The 26118-nt window shown below is 39.2% G+C and carries 27 protein-coding genes; 12 read left to right on the top strand and 15 right to left on the bottom strand.

Annotated elements, in window-relative coordinates:
• Positions 1–21 precede the first annotated feature (21 nt).
• The 6 genes from ribD (at position 22) to PL_RS01990 (ending at position 5126) form a co-directional block, all read left to right on the top strand.
• Positions 22–1077, top strand: a complete 1056-nt coding sequence (gene ribD, locus PL_RS02015) for a bifunctional diaminohydroxyphosphoribosylaminopyrimidine deaminase/5-amino-6-(5-phosphoribosylamino)uracil reductase RibD (protein WP_041880332.1) — start codon at positions 22–24, stop codon at positions 1075–1077.
• Positions 1074–1937, top strand: a complete 864-nt coding sequence (locus tag PL_RS02010) for a DMT family transporter (protein WP_041880334.1) — start codon at positions 1074–1076, stop codon at positions 1935–1937. Before ribD ends, PL_RS02010 begins: the two co-directional genes overlap by 4 nt.
• Positions 1927–2541, top strand: a complete 615-nt coding sequence (locus tag PL_RS02005) for an IMPACT family protein (RefSeq protein WP_041880336.1) — start codon at positions 1927–1929, stop codon at positions 2539–2541. Before PL_RS02010 ends, PL_RS02005 begins: the two co-directional genes overlap by 11 nt.
• Positions 2542–2575: 34 nt before the next feature.
• Positions 2576–3451, top strand: a complete 876-nt coding sequence (locus PL_RS02000) for a nucleoside phosphorylase (protein WP_041880338.1) — start codon at positions 2576–2578, stop codon at positions 3449–3451.
• Between the two features lie 70 nt (positions 3452–3521).
• Positions 3522–4751, top strand: a complete 1230-nt coding sequence (locus PL_RS01995; protein ID WP_041880340.1) for a multidrug effflux MFS transporter — start codon at positions 3522–3524, stop codon at positions 4749–4751.
• Between the two features lie 54 nt (positions 4752–4805).
• On the top strand, positions 4806–5126 hold the full coding sequence (locus PL_RS01990; RefSeq protein WP_041880342.1) for a hypothetical protein: 321 nt from the start codon (positions 4806–4808) through the stop codon (positions 5124–5126).
• A gap of 55 nt (positions 5127–5181) precedes the next feature.
• Here PL_RS01990 and PL_RS01985 read toward each other — a convergent pair whose 3' ends face one another.
• Together PL_RS01985 and PL_RS01980 are read right to left on the bottom strand one after the other, a co-directional pair.
• Positions 5182–5574, bottom strand: a complete 393-nt coding sequence (locus PL_RS01985; protein WP_041880344.1) for a hypothetical protein — start codon at positions 5572–5574, stop codon at positions 5182–5184.
• 16 nt (positions 5575–5590) lie between these two features.
• Positions 5591–6457: a sigma-70 family RNA polymerase sigma factor gene (locus tag PL_RS01980; protein ID WP_041880346.1), complete on the bottom strand. Its 867-nt coding sequence runs from the start codon at positions 6455–6457 to the stop codon at positions 5591–5593.
• A gap of 222 nt (positions 6458–6679) precedes the next feature.
• Between PL_RS01980 and PL_RS01975 the strand changes: the two genes are divergently transcribed.
• Together PL_RS01975 and PL_RS01970 are read left to right on the top strand one after the other, a co-directional pair.
• Positions 6680–7141 carry an Lrp/AsnC family transcriptional regulator gene (locus PL_RS01975; RefSeq protein ID WP_041880348.1) on the top strand — a complete coding sequence of 154 codons (462 nt, stop codon included), beginning with the start codon at positions 6680–6682 and terminating at the stop codon, positions 7139–7141.
• A gap of 182 nt (positions 7142–7323) precedes the next feature.
• On the top strand, positions 7324–8199 hold the full coding sequence (locus PL_RS01970) for a lysophospholipid acyltransferase family protein (protein WP_348620874.1): 876 nt from the start codon (positions 7324–7326) through the stop codon (positions 8197–8199).
• On the opposite strand, the gene PL_RS01965 is transcribed toward PL_RS01970, so the two are convergent.
• The 5 genes from PL_RS01965 to PL_RS01945 all read right to left on the bottom strand — a co-directional run bounded on the left by PL_RS01965 (position 8189) and on the right by PL_RS01945 (position 15357).
• Positions 8189–9694 carry a malate:quinone oxidoreductase gene (locus PL_RS01965; protein WP_041880349.1) on the bottom strand — a complete coding sequence of 502 codons (1506 nt, stop codon included), beginning with the start codon at positions 9692–9694 and terminating at the stop codon, positions 8189–8191. The genes PL_RS01970 and PL_RS01965 overlap by 11 nt on opposite strands.
• 195 nt (positions 9695–9889) lie before the next feature.
• Positions 9890–11134 (bottom strand): glutamate-5-semialdehyde dehydrogenase, encoded by a 1245-nt coding sequence (locus tag PL_RS01960; protein ID WP_041880352.1) that lies wholly within the window; start codon positions 11132–11134, stop codon positions 9890–9892.
• Between the two features lie 48 nt (positions 11135–11182).
• Positions 11183–12265 (bottom strand): glutamate 5-kinase, encoded by a 1083-nt coding sequence (gene proB, locus PL_RS01955; RefSeq protein ID WP_041880353.1) that lies wholly within the window; start codon positions 12263–12265, stop codon positions 11183–11185.
• Positions 12266–12332: 67 nt separating this feature from the next.
• Complete coding sequence (locus PL_RS01950; protein WP_041880354.1) at positions 12333–14957, bottom strand: MGH1-like glycoside hydrolase domain-containing protein; 2625 nt, start codon at positions 14955–14957, stop codon at positions 12333–12335.
• A 52-nt stretch (positions 14958–15009) separates the two neighbouring features.
• On the bottom strand, positions 15010–15357 hold the full coding sequence (locus PL_RS01945; protein ID WP_052496164.1) for a hypothetical protein: 348 nt from the start codon (positions 15355–15357) through the stop codon (positions 15010–15012).
• Between the two features lie 150 nt (positions 15358–15507).
• Here PL_RS01945 and PL_RS01940 point away from each other — a divergent pair, with 150 nt between their 5' ends.
• Together PL_RS01940 and PL_RS01935 are read left to right on the top strand one after the other, a co-directional pair.
• Positions 15508–15960 carry a DoxX family protein gene (locus tag PL_RS01940; RefSeq protein WP_235324480.1) on the top strand — a complete coding sequence of 151 codons (453 nt, stop codon included), beginning with the start codon at positions 15508–15510 and terminating at the stop codon, positions 15958–15960.
• Positions 15961–16142: 182 nt separating this feature from the next.
• Positions 16143–16556 carry a YtxH domain-containing protein gene (locus PL_RS01935; RefSeq protein WP_082035870.1) on the top strand — a complete coding sequence of 138 codons (414 nt, stop codon included), beginning with the start codon at positions 16143–16145 and terminating at the stop codon, positions 16554–16556.
• A gap of 46 nt (positions 16557–16602) precedes the next feature.
• On the opposite strand, the gene PL_RS01930 is transcribed toward PL_RS01935, so the two are convergent.
• From PL_RS01930 to PL_RS01900, 7 genes are all read right to left on the bottom strand, one after another.
• Complete coding sequence (locus PL_RS01930; protein ID WP_052496165.1) at positions 16603–16929, bottom strand: hypothetical protein; 327 nt, start codon at positions 16927–16929, stop codon at positions 16603–16605.
• Between the two features lie 2 nt (positions 16930–16931).
• Entirely contained in the window at positions 16932–17648 is a 717-nt protein-coding gene (locus PL_RS01925; RefSeq protein ID WP_041880358.1) for a pirin family protein, read from the bottom strand.
• Between the two features lie 85 nt (positions 17649–17733).
• Positions 17734–19605, bottom strand: coding sequence for a TonB-dependent receptor plug domain-containing protein (locus PL_RS01920; RefSeq protein WP_041880360.1), 1872 nt, complete (start codon positions 19603–19605; stop codon positions 17734–17736).
• A 121-nt stretch (positions 19606–19726) separates the two neighbouring features.
• On the bottom strand, positions 19727–20326 hold the full coding sequence (locus PL_RS01915; protein ID WP_348620869.1) for a phosphatase PAP2 family protein: 600 nt from the start codon (positions 20324–20326) through the stop codon (positions 19727–19729).
• Positions 20327–20352: 26 nt separating this feature from the next.
• The gene (locus PL_RS01910) at positions 20353–21012 is read right to left on the bottom strand and encodes a DsbA family oxidoreductase (protein WP_041880362.1); all 660 of its coding nucleotides are present in this window, start codon (positions 21010–21012) and stop codon (positions 20353–20355) included.
• A gap of 31 nt (positions 21013–21043) precedes the next feature.
• On the bottom strand, positions 21044–21613 hold the full coding sequence (locus PL_RS01905; RefSeq protein ID WP_041880364.1) for an NADPH-dependent FMN reductase: 570 nt from the start codon (positions 21611–21613) through the stop codon (positions 21044–21046).
• Between the two features lie 29 nt (positions 21614–21642).
• The gene (locus PL_RS01900; protein ID WP_041880366.1) at positions 21643–22662 is read right to left on the bottom strand and encodes an aldose epimerase family protein; all 1020 of its coding nucleotides are present in this window, start codon (positions 22660–22662) and stop codon (positions 21643–21645) included.
• Between the two features lie 150 nt (positions 22663–22812).
• Here PL_RS01900 and PL_RS01895 point away from each other — a divergent pair, with 150 nt between their 5' ends.
• Positions 22813–23964, top strand: coding sequence for a galactokinase (locus tag PL_RS01895; protein WP_041880368.1), 1152 nt, complete (start codon positions 22813–22815; stop codon positions 23962–23964).
• Between the two features lie 15 nt (positions 23965–23979).
• Positions 23980–24510, top strand: coding sequence for an RNA methyltransferase (locus PL_RS01890; protein ID WP_041880370.1), 531 nt, complete (start codon positions 23980–23982; stop codon positions 24508–24510).
• Between the two features lie 140 nt (positions 24511–24650).
• Here the strand turns inward: PL_RS01890 and PL_RS01885 are convergent, their stop codons facing one another.
• Positions 24651–26117, bottom strand: a complete 1467-nt coding sequence (locus tag PL_RS01885; protein ID WP_041880372.1) for a glutamate synthase subunit beta — start codon at positions 26115–26117, stop codon at positions 24651–24653.
• Position 26118: the final 1 nt, after the last annotated feature.

Raw genomic sequence — 26118 nt, 5'->3', positions numbered from 1 at the left:
ATTGAAGCTATTTTTGTCCATATGAGCGATGAATTGTACATGAAACGCTGTCTGGAGCTGGCAGAAATGGGTAGTGGTCAGGTTAGCCCAAATCCACTGGTAGGTTGTGTAATCGTAAGCGGCGGAAAGATTATAGGTGAAGGTTATCATCAGAAATATGGTCAGGCACACGCAGAAGTCAATGCTATCCGCTCTGTTACAGATCAGTTTGGTGATAAAGCAGCCGGGTTACTAAAAAATGCAGTTGCCTATGTCAGTCTTGAACCCTGTTCTCATTTTGGAAAAACTCCACCATGTGCAGACCTGTTAATCAAACACCAGCTAAAAAAAGTCGTGATAGGTAACCGTGATCCTTTTCCTGATGTAAATGGTAAAGGGATTGAAAAGTTAAAAAATGCAGGAATAGAAGTTGTCTCTGGCATAATGGAAAAGGAATGTTCTTACCTTAACCGCCGGTTCTTTACCAGAATAGCTCAGCAGCGTCCTTATATCATACTTAAATGGGCAAGGACTGCCAATGGCTTCTTCGCTCCTAAAAACTCAGTACAGCAATGGATCAGTGGCCCGCTTGCTAAAAAACTGGTGCATAAGTGGCGGACTGAAGAAGACGCTATACTGGTTGGTAAACAAACAGCAATAGCAGACAATCCGGCGCTCAGTGCAAGAGAATGGCCGGGAAAGAATCCCGTAAGAATACTTATTGACCGTAACCTGGTTGTATCAGCGGACAGTCAACTATATAATAATGATGCTAAAACCATTATTTTTAATGAGCAGAAAACGAGTGTAGAGGAGAATATACACTTTATAGAAATGGAAGATATGCAATACTACCTTCCTCAAAAGATAGCCTATCAATTATACCTGATGGATATCCAGTCGGTGATCATTGAAGGCGGTGCCAATATCCTGAATCAGTTTATTTCCGCAGGATTATGGGATGAAGCCAGGGTCTTTAATTCTTCAGCAAGCTGGGACACCGGAATACACTCCCCTCAATTAAATGGAAAGATCACATCAATCTCTGAAATAGATAAGGATCAGTTAACTATATACGAAAACTACAATAATCAATGATATATATATTACTCAGTATCAGCTGCAGCGTAACGGTAGCAGTTCTTTTGAAATTAGCGAAACGTTACAACATTCATGTACTGCAGGCAGTGATGTGGAATTATATGACAGCTATCATATTAAGTTATATTTTCTTCAGACCAGAACTGCAGGAAATTACAGCTGTACCTTCTGTACTTACTATTGCTATTGGTGTGTTATTACCAGCAATATTGCTGATTTTTGCTGCTTCAGTCCGGAATATCGGGATAGTCAAGTCAGATATTGCTCAGCGCTTATCGCTGTTTATACCAATTATGGCCTCCTTATATGTCTTCGGCGAAAACTTTAGCGGATTAAAAGTAGCAGGATTAATAGTTGGTTTTACTGCTATCATCCTGACCCTTTATCGCCAATCAACTGTTAAAGCTGATACCGGCTCATATATATATCCAATTTTGGTATTTATAGGGTTTGGCGTGATAGATGTCATGTTTAAAAAACTGGCTTTGGATAAATCCATCCCTTATACCAGTTCGTTAATGGTCATCTTTTGCATTTCGTTTGTAATTGCAGCAATGATTTTAGGATATATCGTTCTGGTCAAAAAGAAGAAGGTAGAATTAATCAATTTCATTTGTGGTGTGGTACTTGGCTGCTTTAATTTTGGTAATATTCTTTTTTATATGAAAGCTCACCGGGCAATGGCATCAAATCCATCAACAGTATTCGCAGCATCGAATATGGGGGTCATTATTTTAGGAAGTATTGTTGGTATTATCCTCTTTAAAGAAAAAGTAAGTAAATTGAATTATATAGGTATTTCGATGGCATTAGCGGCCATTCTCCTAATTACATTATCACAAAAATATGCTGTTTGATGACACCTACAAAACGATAGATCATCCTGCAGAAGGAACCTTCAAAGACAAAGGAAGTAAATTTATCGCTTTTGCCTATCCCTTGCTTTCAGAGAATGAGGTCAAAGCACATCTGGTTAAACTCCGGGCTGAACATACAAAAGCCAATCATTTCTGTTATGCTTACCGTTTAACACCAGATAAAAGCGTTTATCGGGTAAACGATGATGGAGAACCTTCCGGCACGGCAGGCAGACCTATTTTAAATGCTCTTTTATCAGCCGGACTAACCAATATACTGATCGTAGTGGTTCGGTATTTCGGCGGGACACTACTAGGCGTACCTGGTTTAATAAACGCATACAAAGCAGCTGCTAATGAATCAATTATGATAGCAGAAATAGTCGAAAAGACTGTAAATGATAGCTATGAAATCAGCTTTGACTACCTGGTCATGAACGATGTCATGCGTATGGTTAAAGAAGAGCAGCTTACTGTACTTGATCAGCAGTTTGATAATGAATGCAAAATCAGATTTGAAGTTAGAAAATCCCAGTTAAATAAAGTTTTACAAAGGGTCGAAAAACAGTCAGGAGTTGAAATTAAATACCTGGGCACTGTTTAAAACCTTAATTTAGAATACCATTAATCCAATTACCATGCAAAAATTATCAGAAGCAGACTTAGTCATTAACCCTGACGGAAGTATTTACCACCTAAATATATTACCTGAAGATGTAGCAGATACAGTAATTACTGTAGGCGATCCGGACAGGATTTCAGAAATAACCAAACACTTTGACCGTATTGAGCTTAAAAAAGGAAAAAGAGAATTTATAACCCATACAGGCTATATTGGTACAAAACGTATTACTGTAATTTCTACCGGGATTGGCACGGATAACATTGATATCGTTTTTAATGAACTGGATGCGCTTGTAAATGTAGATTTCAAGACACGTGAAGTAAAAGAACAATTAACATCGCTGGATATCATCAGAGTTGGAACTTCAGGTGCCGTACAATCTGATCTGCCAATGGGGACTATTCTGGCTTCTACTTTTGGGCTTGGTCTGGATGCGCTAATGCATTATTATGAGCATAGCGTACCAGATGCAGAAAAAGGTCTCTTCGAACATGTAAGAACACATTTTAAAGACCTGCACGCTGTTAATCCATATCTGACTTCTGCTGATCCGGTATTACTGGACACTATAGGAAAAGGAATGGAGCACGGAATTACAGTAACTGCACCAGGTTTTTATGCACCTCAGGGTCGCCAGGTAAGAGCTAAAAATGCAGTTCCGAATTTCATTCAGAAACTGAATACATTCAGTTATGAAAACTACAGAATTACAAATCTTGAAATGGAAACTGCAGGTATTTATGCTTTAGCAAAAGTTCTCGGACACAAAGCTCTTTCAGTAAACGCAATTCTAGCGAGCAGAGTAAACTTTCAGTTCAGTAAAGATCCGAATGCTGTTGTAGATAAAGCAATTAAGCTGGTTCTGGAAAGAATAACAGCTTCTAAATAAACCATAATGGCCCCGGTTTGAACCGGGGTTAAATTAAATCAATAGCGAAACCTCTTCGCAACAAAATTCAATGACCAGACAAAAACACTTCTTCCTTATCCTCCTTTTAGGTTCACTAACAGCATTGGGTCCTTTTTCTATTGACATGTACCTGCCGGGATTTCCCGCAATTGCAAAAGACCTGAATACCTCGATTGCAAGCGTGTCCCTGTCTCTTTCCGGTTTTTTTATAGGGATATCTGCCGGTCAGCTGCTCTATGGCCCACTGTTAGATCGTTTTGGAAGAAAAAAGCCCTTATACATTGGATTAACCATTTATATTCTTGCCTCTCTGGGCTGTGCTTATGTAAAAAGTATCGATGCCCTGATTGTATTAAGGTGTATACAGGCTTTAGGCAGCTGTGCAGCAGCCGTAGCTTCAATTGCTATGGTCAGAGACTTATTTCCGGTTAATGAAAATGCCAAAGTATTTGCGCTGCTATGGTTGGTAGTAGGTGTCTCTCCTATGGTTGCACCAACAATCGGTGGTTACGTTACCTCAACTTTTGGCTGGCATGCTGTATTTCTGGTGCTCATGATTTTGGGTTTGCTAAATCTGCTGGCCAGTATTTTTGGATTACCCGGAACATACAAACCAGATACCACTATATCACTAAAACCAAAGCCCATTATCCTGGGATTTATTACCGTTTTAAAGGAACCCCAATTTTACACTTATGCCTTTACCGGCGCTGTCGCCTTTGGTGGTCTCTTTGCTTATATTTCAGGCTCTCCGCAGTTGTTTATGAAGATTTTTGCGGTAAGCGAAAAAACATATGGCTGGATATTTGCCTTTTTATCCATCGGATTAATAGGTGCTGGTCAGGTTAATACACTGATGCTAAAGAAATACCGTAGCGAACAATTAATCTTTGGTGCTTTAATTTGCCAGGCAGTTACGGGAGTTATATTTTTGATTGGCAGTATAAATGGCTGGTTTGGCTTAACTGAAACCATACTCCTGCTGTTCATTTTCCTGAGCTGTCTTGGTTTTGCAAGCCCTAATGCTTCAGCCCTTACCCTGGCACCATTTACTAAAAATGCAGGAAGTGCATCCGCCCTGATGGGTGCTATTCAAATGGGCCTGGGTACAGTCGCTTCTGTAGGTGTCAGCCTGTTTGACACACATTCTTCTGTACCAATGGTTTCAATTATGGCATCAACTTCCATTCTTGCATTGGCTATTCTTTATTTTGGAAGAAAGACTATCAAACATCAGGTTGAACTTAACACAGATAGCCCCGGGGTTTCTTTGCATTAATAAAAACAAAAAGATGGCACAGATGTTGAATTCAATAGAAACAAAGAGAAACCCATGTTGAACAAAATCACTCATAATCTAACTATTTTAGCCGCCAAGAAGATTTTGAACACCAATAATGCCCAGAACCTGAGTACTGCAAAACGGTTGGTGTCAATTATAGCCGGCGCTTATATTTTTCAAAGAGGTATTAAATGCTTTTACAAGCATCCGGTAATAGGAATACAAGAAGCCTTTTTAGGAGGCTTCCTGATGTATGATGCCGTAAAGAGTATAAAAGATACCTACCCGATTAAGCCTACTGATCCTGCTGAAGTGAGAAGAAATCAGATTCAGGGTAACGATCCAAATTCACCCGTTCCGGCATTTGTGTAGTAAATACCAATTACCTGAAGTATATCAATATTCATAACAGGTAAATCTTGTTGATTTACCTGTTTTCATATCCTATCTTCATTCTGCCAAGTTTTTCATAGAATACTGCCAGCCCTCCCATCTCTACATGTAATGTAGTACAGTGTTTATATACATAAGCCTCTCTCTCGCAGAGATATAATTTATCTCCAAGGCATTTCAGGATATCTATTATCCGGATATGTAACCCATAGACCAGACAAAGATGAAAATTCAGATAATACTCTGCGTGTTTACCAAAAATGAGTATATCTCTGGACGCCGACAATTTAATACGTTGAAACTCTGTAATTAAATAACTTTCTTTATCGAGTTCTTTTATCGGTCTCTCAATATTTTCCATTTGAGTAACCAGCCAGGTTAACATACCAAGCTCATTATAACTTTCTGCTAAATATAGATATGGCATAAGGATTATTTTTAATTTATATATTCTTAGTTCTTTTTCCTGTTTTCTCTTTGCGTAACTTTTGTCTCAATTTTTTTATTCCGCTATCCTTTAACTGTCTGATACGTTCTCTGCTTAATTTAAATATCAGGGCTATATCATCCAGTGACAGAGGTTGCATTCCCCTCAGACCAAAAAATAAGCTCAGCACTTTTTCTTCTCTTTTAGACAGAATTTTCAGCAATTGAGAAGTCTCTATTCTATCAGAATCCACTATCAGAACATGATCAGCAGCAGGCTGGCGGACAGGTATTGTTTCCAGCAGAGTGTGCGTGGAATCTGACTTAACCACGTCATCCAGTGACACACATTTACGCACTTTATCCAGATCGTCAGTCACCCGATCAGGTTCCATCTTCAATTCTCCGGCTATCTCCACCATTGTTGGACTGCGTTCCAGTTTTTGTTCCAGACAGGATGCTGTCACATTTATTTTAGAAATTGAATTAATAAGATTGAGAGGCAAACGGATAATACGCGTTTGCTGAGAAATAGCAAGCATAATAGCCTGCCTGATCCACCATACGGCAAAAGAGATGAACTTGAACCCTTTTGTTTCATCAAAACGTGAAGCAGCCTTAATCAGGCCCAGATTGCCCTCATTGATTAAATCTCCAAGGCTGAGTCCCCTGTGCTGATATTTTTTCGCTACAGAAATTACAAAGCGCAAATTTGTCCTCACCAAACGGTCTAAAGCCAGACGATCTCCATTTCTGGCCCTGATAGTTAATTGTATCTCTTCTTCAACAGTCAGCAATGGTATTTTACCCACTTCATGAAGATAAATATTCAGGGATTCCGTATCCCTTCCGGTTATGGCATGATTGATCTTTATTTCTCTCATATGTTTAGGTTGCTGATCAAAATTGAGTATATGGATCAAATAAAGAAAGTGCATGCTATTTATCCGAGAAAATAACGATTATAAGGCTATAATCCGGATATAATTCAGTTCTTGCCTATTTTAACAACATCTAACCGGACAATAATAAGTTTATTTGTAATTAAAATATTTAATTATTTAAACATTAATGCTATATATTCACAAATTATAAAAACAATAATTATGGAGAAAAAGCTTGACAGATTAGATATTTCTATTCTTAAACTTTTACAGGAGGATAGTTCACGTCCACACAAGCAAATGGCTGGAATTTTAAATGTATCATCGACGACTATTTGTGATCGTATCAGAAGACTAAAACAGGGAGGCTATATTGTTACCTCTGTGGCGGTATTAAACCGCAGAAAATTAAAACAGGAAGTGCTGGCTTTCATACACCTTAAGCTCAGCCATTGTTCTGATGAGATTATTAATACATTTAAAGATGATATATCTGCAATAAAAGAAGTTTGTGAGTGCAGTACCATTACGGGTTTATACAATATCAAACTGAAAATTATTACCACAGATAATACTTCCTTTTCAGGCGTGCAGCGAAATATAGCCAATATAAAAAATGTACAGGCACTGGAAAGCTATGTTGTACTTGATAATATAATCAATGACATAGGTTTTAATTTTTAAAAACCTGCCGGATCCTTTAATACAGAGCAAATTCCGGTAAAAGAAATAGGCTTCAGCTATAAAATCAGTGAAGCCTGTTCTTTTAAACTGCTATTTCATATTTCAGGAAAACATATAATTTTCTTAAAAATCTAACCAGACAAGGGTTAAAAAAAATTAAGTTTGTATCTTAATTCACATTAATGTTAAATAAAGTCTTCTCCCGTATAGGGATATTCTTCATATATACACTCTCTTTATTACCAATGCAGGTACTTTACCTGTTCGCTACCCTGATTTACTGGCTGGTATATCATGTTTTCGGCTATCGCAAAGCAGTAGTCAGAACTAATCTGAAAAACTCTTTCCCTGAAAAAAGTGCAGATGAGCTTATTCAAATAGAAAAAAAATTCTACAAGTACCTTGCTGCATTGATTTTTGAAATTGTTAAAATGTCTACCATTTCAAAGCATGAACTACAGAAACGCTTCAAGGTGAATAATACGGCACTGATTAATGAATATTTTGAGCGTGGAGAAAGTGTGCTGGCCTGTTCAGGACACTACGGCAACTGGGAATGGGGAACACTGGCTGTTGGCCTGGCTCTAAAAGGTGACACCTATCCGATTTACAAACCTTTATCCAATAAAACGTTTGATAACTGGTTCTACAGGATCAGATCCAGATTTGGCAATAAGATGATACCCATGCGTCAAACGTTAAGAGTAATGACAGGGAGTAAAGAAAAACCATCTATATTTTTGTTTGGGAATGATCAGGCACCGCAAAAAAGTGAATCTCACTACTGGACATCATTTTTAAATCAGCAGACTTCAATTCAACAGGGACTGGAAAAGATCGCCATAAAGACCAACAGACCAGTATTTTATCTTAAAGTAAAAGTGCTAAAAAGAGGCTATTACGAGGTTGATTTTGTCCCTATATGCCTTAATCCGGCGCAATCAACAATTCACGAAATAACCCAGAAGCACACTCTTCTATTAGAAAAATTAATACAAGAAGAGCCTGCTTACTGGTTATGGAGTCATAGACGATGGAAACATCAGCCTAGTCAGTAATCTGAAGATTAAGTGCATGTGTAGTCTGCGCTCTGATGTTTTTGCAAAGCTGTGCATCATCACTCAAGCTATTACCATACGAAGGAATCATCTGTTTTAACTTGGTTTGCCATTCAGCACTATCCATCTTTTCTTTAAAACAACGTTTCATCAGGCTGATCATAATTGAGACCGCAGTTGAAGCACCAGGTGATGCACCTAATAAAGCAGCAATTGAGCCATCTCCTGCAGAAACTACTTCTGTACCAAATTCCAGTATCCCACCATGTTTTTCATCTTTTTTGATCACCTGTACACGTTGTCCTGCTGTTTCCAGTTCCCAGTCTTTCATTTCAGCTGCCGGAAGATACTCTCTGAGTGCTTCCATCCGGTCTTCCGGTGATTGTCTGACCTGATCAATTAAATATTTGGTCAAAGGAATATTATCTAAACCAGCCGCAATCATAGGGCGGATATTATTTGCTTTAATTGATAAAGGAAGATCCAGTAATGATCCATTTTTCAGAAAACGAGTAGAAAATCCCGCATAAGGACCAAAAAGCAAAGCTTTTTTACCATCTATCATTCTGGTATCCAGGTGAGGAACTGACATTGGTGGTGCTCCTACAGATGCCTTACCATATACTTTAGCGTGATGATGTTCTATCACAGCCGGATTAACACATTTTAACCATTGTCCGCTAACCGGGAAACCACCAAAACCTTTACCTTCAGGAATATCTGATTTCTCCAGTAAAGGAAGAGAACCACCACCAGCACCAATAAAAACGAATTTTGCTTTTACGGTCTTTCTTTTTCCGGTTTCTTCATCTTTTACCTTCACTTCCCATAAACCATCTTTTTGTTTTAGTTTACGTACTTCCTGATTGAAGTCCATAGAAACATTTGGTTTACTTTGCAGCGTACTCAGCATCATTCTGGTTAATGCACCAAAATTCACATCAGTACCCAGCATCATTCTGGTTGCAGCCACCTTTTCATCCGGACTTCTTCCCTCCATTACCAAAGGCATCCATTCTGCCAGTTGCTTAGGATCTTCAGAATATGTCATTTCCTTAAACAACTCACATTGCTGCAAGTTATTAAACCGTTTTTTCAAAAAATCAACATTATCTGCACCCCATACAAAACTCATATGCGGAATACTCTTAATGAATGTTTCGGGAGAACTTACCAGTTTATTCTGCACAAGGAAAGCCCAGAACTGCTTTGAAACTTCAAAAGATTCGGCAATGGAAACCGCTTTTGCAGTTTCTACTGTACCATCTTCTAATTGCGGTGTATAATTCAATTCACAAAAGGCCGAATGCCCGGTTCCTGCATTATTCCACGCATCTGAACTTTCGGCTGCTGCTACATCAAGCCGTTCAAAAATTTGTATCGTTAAATCCGGGGAGAGTTCTTTAAGTAGTACACCAAGCGTTGCGCTCATAATACCTGCGCCAATTAACACAACATCAACTGCTTTATCTGAATTAGGACTTTTACTGGTCATGAAAGGATAGATAATTTATTCTCTTTATATCGGCCACAAAATTAATATAATGACCGGAAAATGAGTCCTAAATTTCAATTTAATAAGCAATATTTTTACCAATAGCTGATAAACGCCAAAATGCATCCATAAACCTTTGCAGATTTCACACAGAATTGTCAAAATCAGGCCTTTCTGAAAAATAAATTAAATCAATCAGCGAATTTGACCGTTACCTTTTACGACCCATTTGTAACTTGTTAATTCTTTCAGCCCCATCGGCCCCCTCGCATGAAGTTTTTGTGTACTGATACCAATTTCTGCACCAAGACCAAATTGTCCCCCATCGGTAAAAGCAGTTGAAGCATTTGCATAAACTGCTGCTGCATCCACTACATTCAGAAATGTAAGTAACTGATTTTCATCTTCTGCAATAATAGCCTCACTATGTTTAGAACTATAAGCAGCAATATGGTCCAGTGCATCTTCCAGATTTTCAACGGTCTTAACCGCTATTTTATAGTCCAGGAATTCAGTCCCAAAATCTTCAGGGCTGGAATGATGAAGTAAATGATCAGGATACATGCCTTTCACCGCAGCAAAAGCATCCTTATCGGCATAAACATGAACAGATTTAGTGGCAAGCTGTTCAATAAGTACATAAAGATCATTTAATCTTTCAGCATGAATCAAAAGGCAGTCCAGCGCATTACAAACACTCACTCTCCTGGTTTTCGCATTAAAAATTATAGCCTTTCCTTTTTCCATATCGCCCGACAGATCAAAATAGGTATGAACTATACCCGCTCCCGTTTCAATTACCGGAACATTGCTATGCTGACGAACATAATTGATCAGGGCCTGACTACCTCTGGGAATTAATACGTCCACATAACCCGTTGCACTTAATAATGCAGCAGTAGCTTCTCTTTCAGCAGGTAATAACACCGCAACATTTATATCTACTTTGTGTTTCTGCAATACCTGATGAATGATTTTAATTAAAGCCTGGTTAGAAAACTCAGCATCACTCCCACCTTTCAGTACTGCAACATTTCCAGTTTTAAAACACAAAGAAAAAACATCAAGGGTTACATTAGGTCTTGCTTCATAAATTACACCAATTACCCCCAAAGGAACTCTGACCTTTGATAATTGTAAACCATTCGGTAATGTATTCGCCTCCATGACTTCAGCAAGCGGACTTTCCAGTCTGGTTACGTTCAATATTTCCTGAGCAATATCCGCCAGTCTTTCTCTGGTCAGCTTTAACCGGTCATACTTCGGGTCATCCGCAGACATCCGTTTTAAATCCAGATCATTGGCAAACAATATATCATCCGCAGATGCTTTTACATTTGCGGCAAGATCTCTCAGAATTTCATTCACGACCAACTGATCAAGGCGGCACAAAGTACGGCTCGCTTTTAATGCATTTTCAAAATATAACTGGTATCCCATTTCTTTTTCATTTAAAACCTGCCTAAAGAACAGCAGATATTCAGCCTGTTAACTAACAGCATAAAAATAATTATAATGGACCAGAGATTTATGTCCCTTTTGTCCGATTCTTTCTTTTGCCTTATCTGAACCATAGTCGGCTATACCCAGACCAATGAGTTTTTCATTTTCGTCCAGCAACCGGATAATATCCCCCTTTTGAAACGGAGATAATACTCCAGTTATTCCTACCGGCAATAAACTGCGTGCCTGACCAGAAACCAAAGCAGCAGCAGCTCCTTTATTCAGCTGAACACTTCCGGTAGCAGAATGTTCTGAGTGTGCTATCCATTTCTTTTTCCCGGAAGTATTTTTCTCAGGTATAAAATAAGTATGCTCCAGTTTTTGGGCTATTAAATCAGTCAGGATATACTGACGTGTACCATTCGCTATGTGAACAGGAATTCCGAGTCTGGCCACTTTCTGTGCCATACTTAATTTAGTGACCATCCCTCCTCTGCCCAAACCAGATTTGGCAGTATTGATAAAAGAACCGATATGATCATCCTTACTGATTTTCTGTATAATACTGGAATCCGGAGATTTAGGGTCCCCGTTGTAAATTCCGTCTACATTAGAAAGAATAATCAGTGCATCAGCTTCCAGCATAGAAGCTACCAGGCCAGCCAGCTCATCATTATCAGTAAACATCAGCTCGGTAACAGACACTACATCATTTTCATTGATAATGGGGATTACTTTATGTCTCAATAAGATAGACAGGCAGTTTTTGATATTTAAATAGTGTTTCCGGTCACGAAAGTCCTCTTTAGTTACCAGAACCTGTGAACAAAGCATTTGCTGTTGTTCAAATAAAGAAAGATAGGTATTGATCAGCTTTATCTGTCCGATAGAAGCCAGAAGTTGTCTCGCGGCAACAGCATCCTGTTTTTCTTTTTCAGACAGACTGATCATACTTCTCCCTGCAGCTACTGCCCCGGAAGAAACGAGCACTACAGTCATCCCTGCATTTTTAAGGGCTGCGATTTGTGTAACAAGATGTTCAATACGGGCATGATCAGGTAGTCCATCAGCTTGAGTAAGAACATTTGAACCGATTTTAACAACGATTCTTTTATAGGCAAAGGCCATTTTATTCCAGATAAAGTTTAGAAAATGAAGATTAAAAATACGTTTGGATGATCACCACCCGACCGGCTTAAAGCAATGCAATCAGACCAGTCCAGCCAGTTTGATGACTGGCCCCAAGTCCTTTACCATTATCTCCATTAAAGTACTCATGGAATAATATATAATCTTTAAAATGCGGATCGTGGTTAAATTTAGGGTTCCCACCCGATACGGGTCGTTCTCCTGCTTCATTTCTGATGAATATACTTTTGAGCCGCTGACTCAGTAAGGCTGCGATTTCTTTAAGGCTTAAGAACTGACCTGAACCAGTAGGACATTCTACTTTGAAATCATCCGTATAATATTCCTGGAAATTTTTGAGTGATTCAATAATCAGATAGTTGACAGGCATCCACATCGGGCCGCGCCAGTTACTGTTTCCACCAAACATTCCCGAATCACTCTCTGCCGGAATATACTTCACTGTATAATCTATACCATCCAGCTGATAATTAAAAGGATAGGTACAATAAGCCCTGGAGACAGAACGAACCCCGAAATCCGAAAGGAACTCATTCGGATCAAGCATCCGCTTCAATAACAGTTTCATCCGGTGTCCGCGTAACAGGGAAAGTAAATGCTGATCACTTCCTTTAGTATCTGTCCAGTGACTGACCAGCTGAACCAGGTCTGGTCTTTGTTGCATAAACCATTCCAGACGCTCTTTTAATTTTGGCAGTTTTCCCCATTTACGCTCATCAAATACAACCTGGGCAAACATAGGTATCAGTCCAACAAGACTTCTTAAGCGAAGACGGTCGGCTGATCCGTCTGGTCTTCTCAGCATGTCATAATAAAAACCATCCTCTTCATCCCATAGACCTGCTGAACCATCCCCCATACTGGAAATTGAACCTGCAATATATAAAAAGTGCTCAGAGAACTTGATTGCCATACTTTCAAACACTTCAAAATTCAAGGAAAGCTCCATGCTGATCTGCATCATATCCAGGGCATACATGGCCATCCAGCTTGTACCATCAGCCTGTTCCAGAAAACCACCGCCAGGTACCGGCTGACTCCGGTTAAATACCCCAATATTATCAAGACCTAAAAACCCCCCTTCAAAAATATTGTTCCCTTCACTATCTTTCTGATTGACCCACCAGGTGAAATTAAGCAGCAGTTTATTGAAAATTTCGACCAGGAAATTGATATCTCCTTTTCCTTTTACGGCTTTATCAGCAAGATATACATGCCAGGTTGCCATGGCATGAACAGGTGGATTTACATCACCAAAATCCCATTCATAAGCAGGCAATTGCCCGCTTGGGTGCATATAGTTCGCACTAACCATTAAACGAAGCTGATCTTTGGCAAAATCAGGATCCAGTGGTGCAAAACTGATACAATGAAAAGCCAGATCCCATGCTGCAAACCACGGATACTCCCATTTATCAGGCATAGACAGAATATCATTGGCAACAAAATGTTTCCAATGAGAATTTCTGCCGGTCTTTCTTTGTTTCGGAGGAACAGGCTGTCCGTTATCTCCGTTCAGCCATTTATTGACATCATAACTGTAAAACTGTTTATTCCAGAACATTCCGGCCCAGGCCTGCCGTTGCATCGCTTTTTCATCAGCAGAAATCGTATCAACCTGTTTTTGTGCATAAAAAGTATCAGTCTCCTGAATTCTCAATGCAAATACATCGTCGAAATCACCAAACGGTCTGGACACCTTATCTTTACACAGCCTGACTTTGATGACACTGTTTCCACCTGCCGGAATAGTTAAATTATACCTTATCCCGGCTTTTGTACCTATATTATCGGGGTTAACAGCATCCTGATTACCGTTAACGATATACTCATTTATTCCATCTTTAACATACCTGCTGATATTCTCAGCCTGGTAAAGACGCTGATTATTACTTTCATTATCAGTAAATAAAAGCTGAGGAGCACCATCTGCATAACAATGATAATCACCTATAGAATCAGATCTCAGCAGCAAGGTCTGATTACCCTGGTTTAAGATCTCAGGTTTGGTCCCATGTTCTCCGTCAAGCCAGGTATTGCGATACCAAAGCTGAGGGATTACATCTAATGTTACTGCAGCTGAGCTCCTGTTGAATACCGTATATCTGATCAGCAGATCCTCTTCTTTGTTTTTCGCATATTCAATAAAAACATCAGCATACTCATCATGATCGAATAACCCGGTATCAAACAATTCAAATTCCGGTTGTGTTCTATCACGTTTTGCATTTTCACTGATCAGTGCCTCATAAGGAAATGCCTGAAAAGGGTATTTATACAGCATTTTCATATAGCTGTGTGTCGGGCTGCTATCCAGATGATAATAAAGCTCTTTTACATCCTCTCCGTGATTGCCCTGGTTATTGGTTAAACCAAAAAGCCGTTCCTTAAGAATTGCATCTTTACCATTCCATAATGCCAGACCAACGCATAAATTCTGTGCGTCATCACTAAAACCGCCCAGTCCTTCTTCTCCCCAGCGAAAAGCCTTGCTTCTGGCCATATCATGGGTAGTGTAGTCCCAGACCTCTCCATTATAGCTATAATCCTCCCTTACTGTTCCCCACTGCCGATCAGAGACATATGGCCCCCATTTAAGCCAGTTGGTTTCTTTATCATAATGACTGGTGAGGCGCTGCTGTTCCGGATTAAGCTGATCTTTGGAGTTCATATTTCAATAATAAGGATTGTTAAACGAATTAAAGAAAGGATCATCGAATAGCTTAACTTTTTACAATGTCATTATCCTGTAGATCAACTATCATAGACGATATTTCGACGGTGAACCATTCCTGAAAAACCTTATACGTACGTTTCTGCGGCCAGTCATTTTCATCAGTATGAAAATCATTCAGTTCATTTTTAAATAACTGATCATAATTCTTTTTTAACCAGCTTTCAATTTTAGCTTTTGTCTTTTGCTCTTTAATCAGATATACAGTTCCCTCATCATTATCAATCACCGGATATTCAGGGTCAATATAATTGATCCAATCATAAAATGGCTTCTTCGCTTTGATCAGGATTGCATTCCTGTTAATGGTTTCGTAATATAATGTTGGCTCTATCATGAAATTTCAAAATTTATAAGCTGCAAATTTATCAATTTAATCTGTTATCAGCCGGGATAACAGATTATCGGTAAATCAGAACAATTATCTTCTTTACCCTTGATCCACAATAGATTATTTCTTATATTCATATAACCAAAATATAACATCATGATGAACCTAATATCGAAAATTCAGGATTGGGGTGATCACCACCATCCGAAATGGCTGGACTATCTGAGAATAGCTTTAGGCATAACACTTGTCTGGAAAGGAGTAGCATTTGCACTCAATCTGCATGCTTTCACAGTTCTGATGGAAAACTCAGGCTTAGGAACAGCGGTAAGTATTAGTTTACTGGCACATTTGATTATAGCCTTGCATATTATAGGCGGCCTGCTGATCGCCTTAGGGACACATACCCGCCTGTTCTGCCTGTTAATTATCCCTATATTAGTTGTAGCAGTTTTCTATGTTAACCTTCCGCAGCAGCAGATATTCAGACCTTATTCAGAATTCTGGCTTTCGTGCCTGGTACTGGCTGGTTTAATCTGTTTTCTGATTGAAGGAGATGGCGTTTTATCCATAGAGAACGTTAAAAAGACCACGGTCTCACAGAATTAATAAATCTAAAATCAACATAGACGGCCTTCTGCTAAACAGGGGGCCGTTTCTTTTTATATCAGTATTTTTCATCAAATACTTAAACTGGACTGGTTTTTGAACAGTAATAGCTGTTGGCATAATTACAACATATGTGCTTACCGACTTGAATTTAAAATAGTTAATCATAAAAACTAATTACCATGGATTACAAAAAATTAATTAATGACCACCTTGGCAAGCAAACTGATAAAACTCCTGTTGTTGTAGCTTTATTAGCTGGATTAGCAGTTGGAGCGGCTTTAGGTGTATTATTTGCTCCAGGAAGCGGATCAGAGACCAGGAATTTATTGTCAGATAAGACTAAAGATCTTGCAGATAGTGCGAAAGACAAACTGCAGACTTACAAAGAGAAATTGAAAAACGGTGCAGATCAATTAGCTGATACTGCTAAAAATAAATATCAGACCTATGGTGAAAAACTCCAGACCGGAGCTGATGAACTGGCTGATTTAAAAGACAGAGCAGTAGAAACTGTAAAATCTAAATTCAGTGATGCAAAAGATGACATTAAGGAGAAAGCCCGTGATGTAAAGGATGAGATTGAGAAAGCTTAATTCAGCTTAACAGGTTAGGATAACAAATATAAAAGCAGGCTGTAAATTACAGCCTGCTTTTTTTATCATCTATATTTAAAGCCTGATAGATTTCGGCATATAATAACCCGCTCCCGCCACCATAATGAGGAATAATATGAATTCCAGGATTTATCAGACTAATTTCCTCTTTAAGCCTGGCTTCTTCCTGATCTGTCAGTCCCGCTCCCATTAACAATATCTGATAAGCACGTGATTTGCACCTCTCAATTGCCTGTTCACCTTCAGAAACACCCTCCGCATGCCATGAATGCTGTGCATTCAGCAATCTGAGTATAGTCTCCAGGATAGCAGCATGTTTACTAACTACTAAAATCTCAGTCAGGTTTTCCATGATCAGAATTCCATTGGAACATCCATAATTAAGAACTCAGCTGCCGAAGAAGCTTTAACAGAAAAGCTATCAGTATCCCAGATTCCAAAACCATCACGTTTAGATAAAAGCTGTCCGTTTACTTCAATTTCTCCTTCTAAAACAAAGATATAAGCACCATTTCCTTTTCGCTGAAAATTATAGTCTACCTGGCTTCCTTTTTCAAGTTTACCCAGGTTGAACCAGGCATCCTGATGAATCCAGACACCAGCATCATCCGGGTTTGGTGATAAAATCTGTACCAGTGTATTCGGTTTTTCCGGCGCACTGATTTTTACCTGATCATATCTTGGCTCTACATTTCTTTTATTTGGAAAAACCCAGATCTGTAAAAACTTAACAGTTTCGTCTTTGTTTTTATTATATTCTGTATGATATATTCCCGTTCCTGCACTCATGACCTGAATTTCTCCGGGCTCAATGGTACCAACATTATCCATACTGTCTTTGTGTTCCAGTGCTCCTGATAAAGGGATAGAGATAATTTCCATATTATCATGCGGATGTTCTCCGAAACCTCTCCCACCTTCTACCGAGTCATCATTCAGTACTCTTAATGCACCAAAATTAACTCTTTCAGGATTATAGTAACTTGCAAAGCTAAATGTATGATAACTTTTTAACCATCCATGATCTGCTCCGCCTCTTGAGGCTGCAGTATGCAAAACTGTTTGTGCCATATGCTTGTTCCTTTCGTTTGTTATACAAATTTAATAGCTATTAAATTACCGGATCTTACCATAGAATAAGAAATGTATAAAAACGTTATAAAGCTATCTTATAACCCAAAGTTGCCCAGACACCGGGCATAGGAACTGCGCCAGCCTGTATAAAGTTAACATCAAATATATTGGACGCATCTGCATAGATACTGCTGTGTTTCAACTTATAAGATAACCTGGCATCCATCACGGTATAATCCTTATAACTAATCCGCTCACAATATCTGGCCGTCACAGTTAAGGCCATTACTTTTAAAAATTCAGCATTCACAGTTGCTGTCAGCTGATTCTTCAAAGATTCTACCGCATAACGGGAAATATTGGCTTCAGGTAAAGTTGTTTTAACTTTCGGATCCAGATAAGTATAGGCCAGTCCAAATCTCAGACTATTAAAAACAGCCGTATTTTCAAGTACACCAGTGTTGTAATCAGCACTCAATGTATAACCCATAGTATTTAGTTCACTGAAGTTTTTGGGCTGCCATGGGTCAGTAGTTTTATCTTTCACCCAATCTATGAAATTAGTAATCCTGCGTTTAAACAAACTGGCATTGAACACGAAATGCGTAGAGTTGTATTTAATCCCTCCTTCAGCATAGCGGGATTTCTCTGGCTGTAACTGGTCATTACCTATATTTGTCGGGCCCTTATAATAAAGATCGGTAAACGTAGGTAAACGCTGTCCGGTTCCAACATTTACAAAAACTTTCCAGTTTCCGTAAAAAGTGTATCCTGCATCAATACCAGGAAAAGCCTGCCAGCCATAATCAGAATTATAGTTTACATAACTTCCAACATTTACCAGCAGATTTTTAACGAGATCAAATTTATACTCTCCGTAAATACCAGCATTATCTCTGTTTCTTTTACCCAGATTTGTACTGTTAATTTTCTCTTTTCTCGCTTCAAGTCCTAAGCCGAATTCACCAATTCCAGTCTCAAATGTATTATTGAGTTCAGCACTCAGCACCTGCGTAACATGATGATTATGAAATTTATCAGGAGTCTGTTTGATATATAGATAATCATCTGTATTATTTCTGTAACTCAGTCTGGGCATCAGCGTCCAGAAAGAAGTCAGCTGTGTTTTATATGCAATTGCTGCCAGTGCAGTTTTTACAGTTTCTTCAGCCTCCTTATCACCCGGAGCAGAATAATATCCATTGGCGCCAAAATTATTATGAATATAACCACCTGTAATATCCAGCTGATCAGTTTTCCCTACATTAACCTTACCCTGATAAAAAAGCTTCTGGTTGTTAAAAGCTGTATTATACCGGTAACCGTTTCCTGCCTCCTGGCCCGCAGAAAAAAGATGGCTTGATTCTTTAAGTGCCAGAGTACCGGTAGCACGGATACCATAATTAGCATAAGTATGGCCGCTTACTTCGTCTTTTTTAAAACTGCTTCCGGTAAAAACATTTGCCGAAACTCCAGTTCTGACTACAGCTTTGGTCACGATATTAATTGCACCTGTTAAGGCATTCGTTCCATATATGCGGGATGCCGACCCTCTCAATACTTCAATATGATCAATATCATCTACTGATATGGGCAGGTTCATCATATTATGACCTGTTTGGGGGTCAGAAACCTTAATTCCATTAATCAGTACCAGTGTCTGATCAAAAGTTCCTCCATCTATACTGATATCAGCCTGTACCCCACCAGGTCCGCGCTGACGTACATCAACACCAGTCACATAACTCAGCAATTCACTAACCGACCTTGAAGGCAGGTTTTTGATCTGCTGATTGTCTATAATCCAGATGTTACGGTTTTGTTTAGAGAACGGAAGTTTCAGGCGATTCTCTCTCACCATAACTTCGTTCAGATTTTTTGTAGTGTCATTCTGAGCTTCTGCATAACCCGCAGATAAACATAATGCCACCAGTACAGGTATCATTTTCTTCATATCCGATTAAAATTGCTGCGAATATAGGAAATACCTGAACAGATACTTTAGAATCTTTCTATTTAACTAAGCAGAAGATTTATTTTAATTATTCCGTAGATATGATTAACTGATTGTATGCTTAATGACCTGATCTTAAGAATCCCATAGAAAGAGCCGAGCCGGTACCAATTAATGCACCAGTAGCCACATCAGACGGATAATGAACCCCCAGATACATTCTTGAATATCCTACCGAAGATGCCCACAGATAAGCCGGAGCAATTACATACCATTTATGATAAACCTGACTTAAAGCAGTAGCCGTGGTAAAAGAAGAAGAAGTATGGCCTGAAGGAAATGATGTTTGCCCGGGGTGATAAACTGCATTGATTTTAATCTGACCTAAAAATGGTCTGGGACGCTTCACTATTTTTTTAATTACCATGGTCAGCAATAAATTAACAGCTGAGCTGGTGGCAATATAACAGGCATTCTGACGGGTTCCTTTATCATTATCAATGACACCGGCAGCAAATATACCTGCAGGAACAGCTATGTTAACCAGATTATTGTATTTAGACAGAAACATAAAAACATTTGTTTTCGGTTCGCTTCTGTGTTCAGAAAGATCAATCAGGATACGGTTATCAATTTTCTGTATCGGGTTATCGGGGGACAAACCGCCCTGCGCATTAGCATTAAATGGCATTGCAGCTAAAAAACACAGCTGCAACGCCATTACATATCTATTAAACAATTTGTTCATTATTCAGCATCTTTTGTCGCCGACTCATTTTTTGACCAGGCCTGTTCAAGCGCGCCAAGAAATGTTGAAGGAGGCTGAGCACCTGAAACTGCCAGTTTCTGATCAAGAATAAAAAACGGAACCCCGCTGATCCCAATCTGCTGTGCTATTTGTTCATCTGTACGTACTTCACTGGTAAAAGCATCACCTGCCAGCAAGGTCTCAATTTCATGCTGATCTAAACCGGCAGCTTTACCAGTTGCGATCAGAACTGCATCATCATCAATGTTTTTGCCCTCCGTAAAATGAGCAATAAATAGCTGCTCTTCAATCTCATTATCAAGACCTTTAGACTTTGCCAGCTGAATCAATCTGTGTGCATTAAAAGAGTTAGCAATCACAACCTGATCAAAATCAAACTTTAAACCAACCTCAGCAGCAGCAGCGATGACTTGCTGATGCATTTGAACAGACCATTCGCGGCTCTGCCCTTTTTTCTCTGCCAGATAATCGTACGCATTCAGCTCCGGCCGGGTTTCTGCATTCGGGTCAAGCTCAAAACTGTGCCACTCTACCTCTACCTGATCTTTATGTTCAAACTGTTCCAGAGCCAGTTCAAACTTCCTTTTACCGATGTAACAAAACGGACAGTTAACGTCCGACCAAATATCCACTTTCATGAGCTCTATCCTTATAAAAAACTGCGTTATGCTAAACGTCAGCCTTGATTAATTTTAATCCTTTAGTCCAACGCACTAATTCTCTGAGCATGACCTTCGCCGCTTTCTCAGAACGTTCATGAGGAACAAAAACATCGTTCTCATTGATTAATTCAGTAAAGAAAGGGAAATTCACTGCTTCACACAAAGGTACCATTTTAAAGGAGCTCAGATCATTTTTTAACGAATTTGCAGCTCTTGTACCAGCAGAAATACCTCCATAACTTACAATTCCTGCCGCTTTATAATTCCATTCCTTAGATAAATATTCCAGTGCATTCCTCAAAGGTGAAGGGTAACCCCAGTCATATTCACCAGTTACAAAAATAAAGGCATCGGCTTCATTGATCTTTGCACTCCACTTTATGGTATGTTCATGTTCATATTTCTGCAATGCAGGATGATTGATTTCATCCATTAAAGGCAGATTTAACACACCCAGATCTATCAATTCGACTTCAAAAGCATTTGACTTCTTTGCTAATTCAGCAATCCAGTCAGCTACAAGCGGACCTTTCCTTCCTGGTCTCACTGTAGCACTTATAATTTTCAACTTATCCATGATTGCCTATCTGTATATCCAGCCAAATGTTAATGACTTACTTTAAAAATTGTAGTCTGTAAATAAGTTTCTCCAGGTCTTAAAATCGTAGTTGGAAATTCAGGAATATTTACGCTGTTGGGGTAATGCTGGGTTTCTATACAGAAAGCTTCAAATGGCCCATATCCCCTGCCATCTTTACTTTCGGCCGTATTCAGATATTTGGCCGTATAAAAGTGAGCTACCGGCTCTGTAGTATAAACCTCCAGTTTTAATCCTGATGTTGCCTCCGTAGTTTCAGAAGCCAGTCCTAACTGACCATAAGGTTTATCCAGTACAAAACTCTGATCATACCCCTCTCCCGGATCCCAATCCTGTCCTATAGCTTTACTTGCCAGGAAATCATGGGCAGTACCCGCTACCGGAGTTAATCTGCCGGTTACGACATAATCAGCATCCTGTTCCAGATAATTACTGGCAGGCATTCTAAGCTGATGATCAGCTATACTTCCACCGTTTTTATTCAGGTTAAAATAACTATGATGAGTCAGATTGATAACTGTAGGAGCATCAGTAAATGCCTTATAATCAAGAATCAGTTCATCTGTATCAGATAATTTAAAAGTCAGCTGCACAGTCAGATTACCCGGAAAACTTTCTTCACCGTCAGGACTAACATACTGCAGCGTCAGACTCGGATCAACCGTTGGCAGGATATCCCATACTTTTTTATCAAAACCGGCTTCACCACCATGCAGACCTTTAGCCATCTGATAAGCTACACCATCTATACTGTATCTGCCATCCCTGATCCTGTTAGAGTACCGTCCAACCACAACTCCCAGATAAGGATAATCAGCCAGATAATCCTCATTCAGATAACCATCAATATTGTCAAAACCAAGCATAATATCCTGCTTTTCGCCCTTTGCATTGGTTACAATAAACTCACTTACAATAGCACCATAATTATATATTTTCACCTTGCTGCCAAGACTGTTAACGAGCTCTACTGCGAAGATTTCTTTTCCATCAATAAAACGCCCGGTGCTAATTTGATTTTCTTTCATAAAACGTATATTAGTCGATATTTACTTAACAATACTACAAATAATACCCGCAAAATTTAAACTGAAAACAATATTTAATCCGTTTAAAAGTGTTTTTTTACTAGTATTTGTTAATCTGTTGACCAGCCAAACCAAAACATTACAAAAAAAATGAAATCTGAACTATCCGGTAAATTCTTTGACACCTACGGCCAGCAACCAGCTGCCACCTATTTTACTCCCGGTCGTGTAAATCTGATCGGTGAACATATCGATTATAATGGAGGTTTAGTTTTGCCATGTGCAATTACCCTGGGTACCTGGCTTTGCCTTGCCCCCAATAACGATCAGGTCATCCGCTTTAAAAGTCTGAATTTTCCTGAAGAAGCAATTATCCCGCTGCAAACCAGTTATAAAAAAGAAAACACGGCATGGTATAATTACCCGCTTGGAGTTTTCAATGAAATTCTTAAAAACTTCCAGATTCCTGTAGGCTTTGATTTGCTTTATGCCGGGAATATTCCGGTTGGCTCAGGCTTATCGTCTTCTGCATCTATTGAAGTCATTACAGCTTATGCACTTACTGCTTACCTGGAGCTCGATTATGATCGTCTGGCCCTGGTAAAACTGGCGCAAAAAGTAGAAAACGAATTTATAGGTGTAAATAGTGGCATTATGGATCAGTTTGCTGTTGCTTTCGGAGAAAAAGACAAAGCAATCGTACTGAATTGTGATACACTGAAATATAAAATTGTAGACTGTGATCTGGGTGAGCACGTTTTAACCATTATTAACACCAATAAACCAAGAGAACTCGCTGAATCCAAATACAATGAAAGAGTTGCCGAATGCCAGACTGCTCTTAAAGCCCTGAATGAGGAAATCACGCTAAACAATTTATGTGAGCTCAGTGCAGATAAATTTGCCCTGCACAGTCACCTGATAAAGGATGAGACTATACTGAAACGCGCAACCCATGTGATCAAAGAAAATGACAGAGTTAATCTGGCAGCAAAGGCATTGAACAATGGTGATCTGGAAGAATTTGGCCGTTTAATGTACGCTTCACATCAATCTTTAAAAGATTTATATGAAGTAACCGGCAAAGAACTTGATACTGTAGTGGAATTCTGTGCAACCTATCCTGATGTAACCGGAGCAAGAATGACTGGTGCTGGTTTTGGCGGCTGTGCAATAGCTTTACTGAAGAAAGATGCAGAAGCTGATTTCAGAGAAAAACTTACCGCATATTATACAGAACAGATTGGTTATGCACCAGATGTATATATCAGTAAAATTGGCAATGGAGCTACCACAATTTAATTCTATTTTTGCGCCATGCAGAAATTAAAGACAACTGAATTAAACCGTGTAGGTATAGAGGAATTTAAAGAACAGGATAAACTACCGGTAGTTGTAATACTGGATAATGTACGCAGCATGAACAATGTTGGGTCTGCTTTCCGGACGGCGGATGGTTTTGCTATAGAGAAAATTATCCTTTGCGGGATAACAGCTCAGCCCCCACACCGTGAAATTGAAAAAACAGCTATTGGTGCAACACAGTCTGTTGCCTGGGTTCATTATGATGAAACGCTGGATGCTATTAAAGAACTGAGAAAAGATGGTTATGAAATTATTGCCATTGAACAGGCGGTTGACAGCATTATGCTGAATACTTTTAAACCGGAGCAGGATAAAAAATATGCGTTAATCTTCGGAAATGAAGTAAATGGCGTGAGTGAGGAAGTGATGGCCGAAATTGATAAATGTATAGAAATACCTCAGTTTGGTACGAAACACTCTTTTAACATAGTGATTTCTGCCGGAATCGTTTTATGGGATTTCTATGCTAAGCTAAGATTGTAATATAAATAATCCGGAGGATTTCAATTAGCAGGAAGAACATCATAAATATAAAAAACATAAAAAAACCGCTCATCGTAACGATGAGCGGAATCTTTGGTTAGTACTTATTATTGTTTAGTTTTTTTAATCAGACTTACAGATTATGCATACGGAATACCATCCTTAGTAGCCAGTTTACTTGACCCCATCAGGTATTCATCAACTTTTCTTGCTGCTTCCCTACCTTCAGATATCGCCCATACGACTAATGACTGCCCTCTTCTCATATCACCAGCTACAAAAACTTTGGCAATATTGGTTTGATATTTACCTTCCTCGGCTTTTACATTTCCTCTGCCATCCAGTTCAACACCTAATTTCTCCAGCAAACCTTCTTTTTGCGGATACAGGAAGCCCATTGCCAGTAAAACCAACTGACATGGAAGTTCACGGGTAGTACCTTCAATTTCTTTAAAATTTACAGGACGTCCTGCTCCATCAATTTCCCATTCCACATCCACAACTTTTAAAGCTTTAAGCGCACCATTCTCATCAGCGATAAACTCTTTAGTGTTTACGCCCCAGGCTCTGCTGCAACCTTCCTCATGCGAACTCGTAACTTTCAGTAACATCGGGTAAGTTGGCCATGGCATATTCGCCGTACGCTGCTGGGCAGGCATCGGCATAATTTCAAACTGCGTAACAGACCTGGCTCCCTGGCGATTTGAAGTACCGATACAATCCGAACCTGTATCACCACCACCAATTACAATTACATCTTTTCCATTAGCCAGAATTGGCTCCTGATCAATACTGAAATTACGTACTCTCTTATTCTGTTGTTTTAAGAAATCCATTGCATAATGAATTCCCCTGGCTGATCTGCCCGTAACATTTAGGTCACGCGGGATGGTAGAACCACCAGCCAGAACAATAGACTGATATTCTCTCAGTAAAGTATTCAGCTCAACGTTCACCCCTACATTCGAATTACATTTAAATTCTATTCCTTCTTTTTCCATCAGGCTGATCCTTCTGCTCACCACGTCTTTCTGCAGTTTAAAATCAGGAATACCATAATTCAGCAAACCACCGGGAGTATCATCCCGCTCATAAACCACTACCTCATGACCTGCCTTATTAAGCTGAGCTGCAGCGGCTAATCCAGCCGGACCAGAACCGATTACAGCTACCTTTTTACCACTGCGGATCAAAGGTGGTTCTGCTTTAATATAACCTTTAGAGAAAGCAATTTCAATAATATGCTTTTCTATATCCTCAATTGAAACAGGAGATTTGTTAATGCCCAGTACACAGGCCGATTCACATGGAGCAGGACATATCCTTCCTGTAAATTCAGGGAAGTTATTGGTGCTCAATAAAATATTAGCAGCTATCTCCCACTCTGCTTTATATACAGCCTCGTTAAATTCAGGGATTACATTTCCCAGCGGGCAACCCGACTGACAAAATGGAACACCACAGTCCATACAACGTGCAGCCTCCTGTTTTACCTGATCCTGTTCAAAGGAGACAACAAATTCATTATAATGTTCTAAACGCTCTTTTGCATCTTGTTTTACAGGAGCAGTTCTTTCATACTCTAAAAATCCGGTTACTTTTCCCATA

Origin of the sequence: Pedobacter lusitanus (assembly GCF_040026395.1) — a bacterium.
GTDB lineage: Bacteria > Bacteroidota > Bacteroidia > Sphingobacteriales > Sphingobacteriaceae > Pedobacter > Pedobacter lusitanus.
This window is presented reverse-complemented; position numbering and strand designations above follow the sequence as displayed.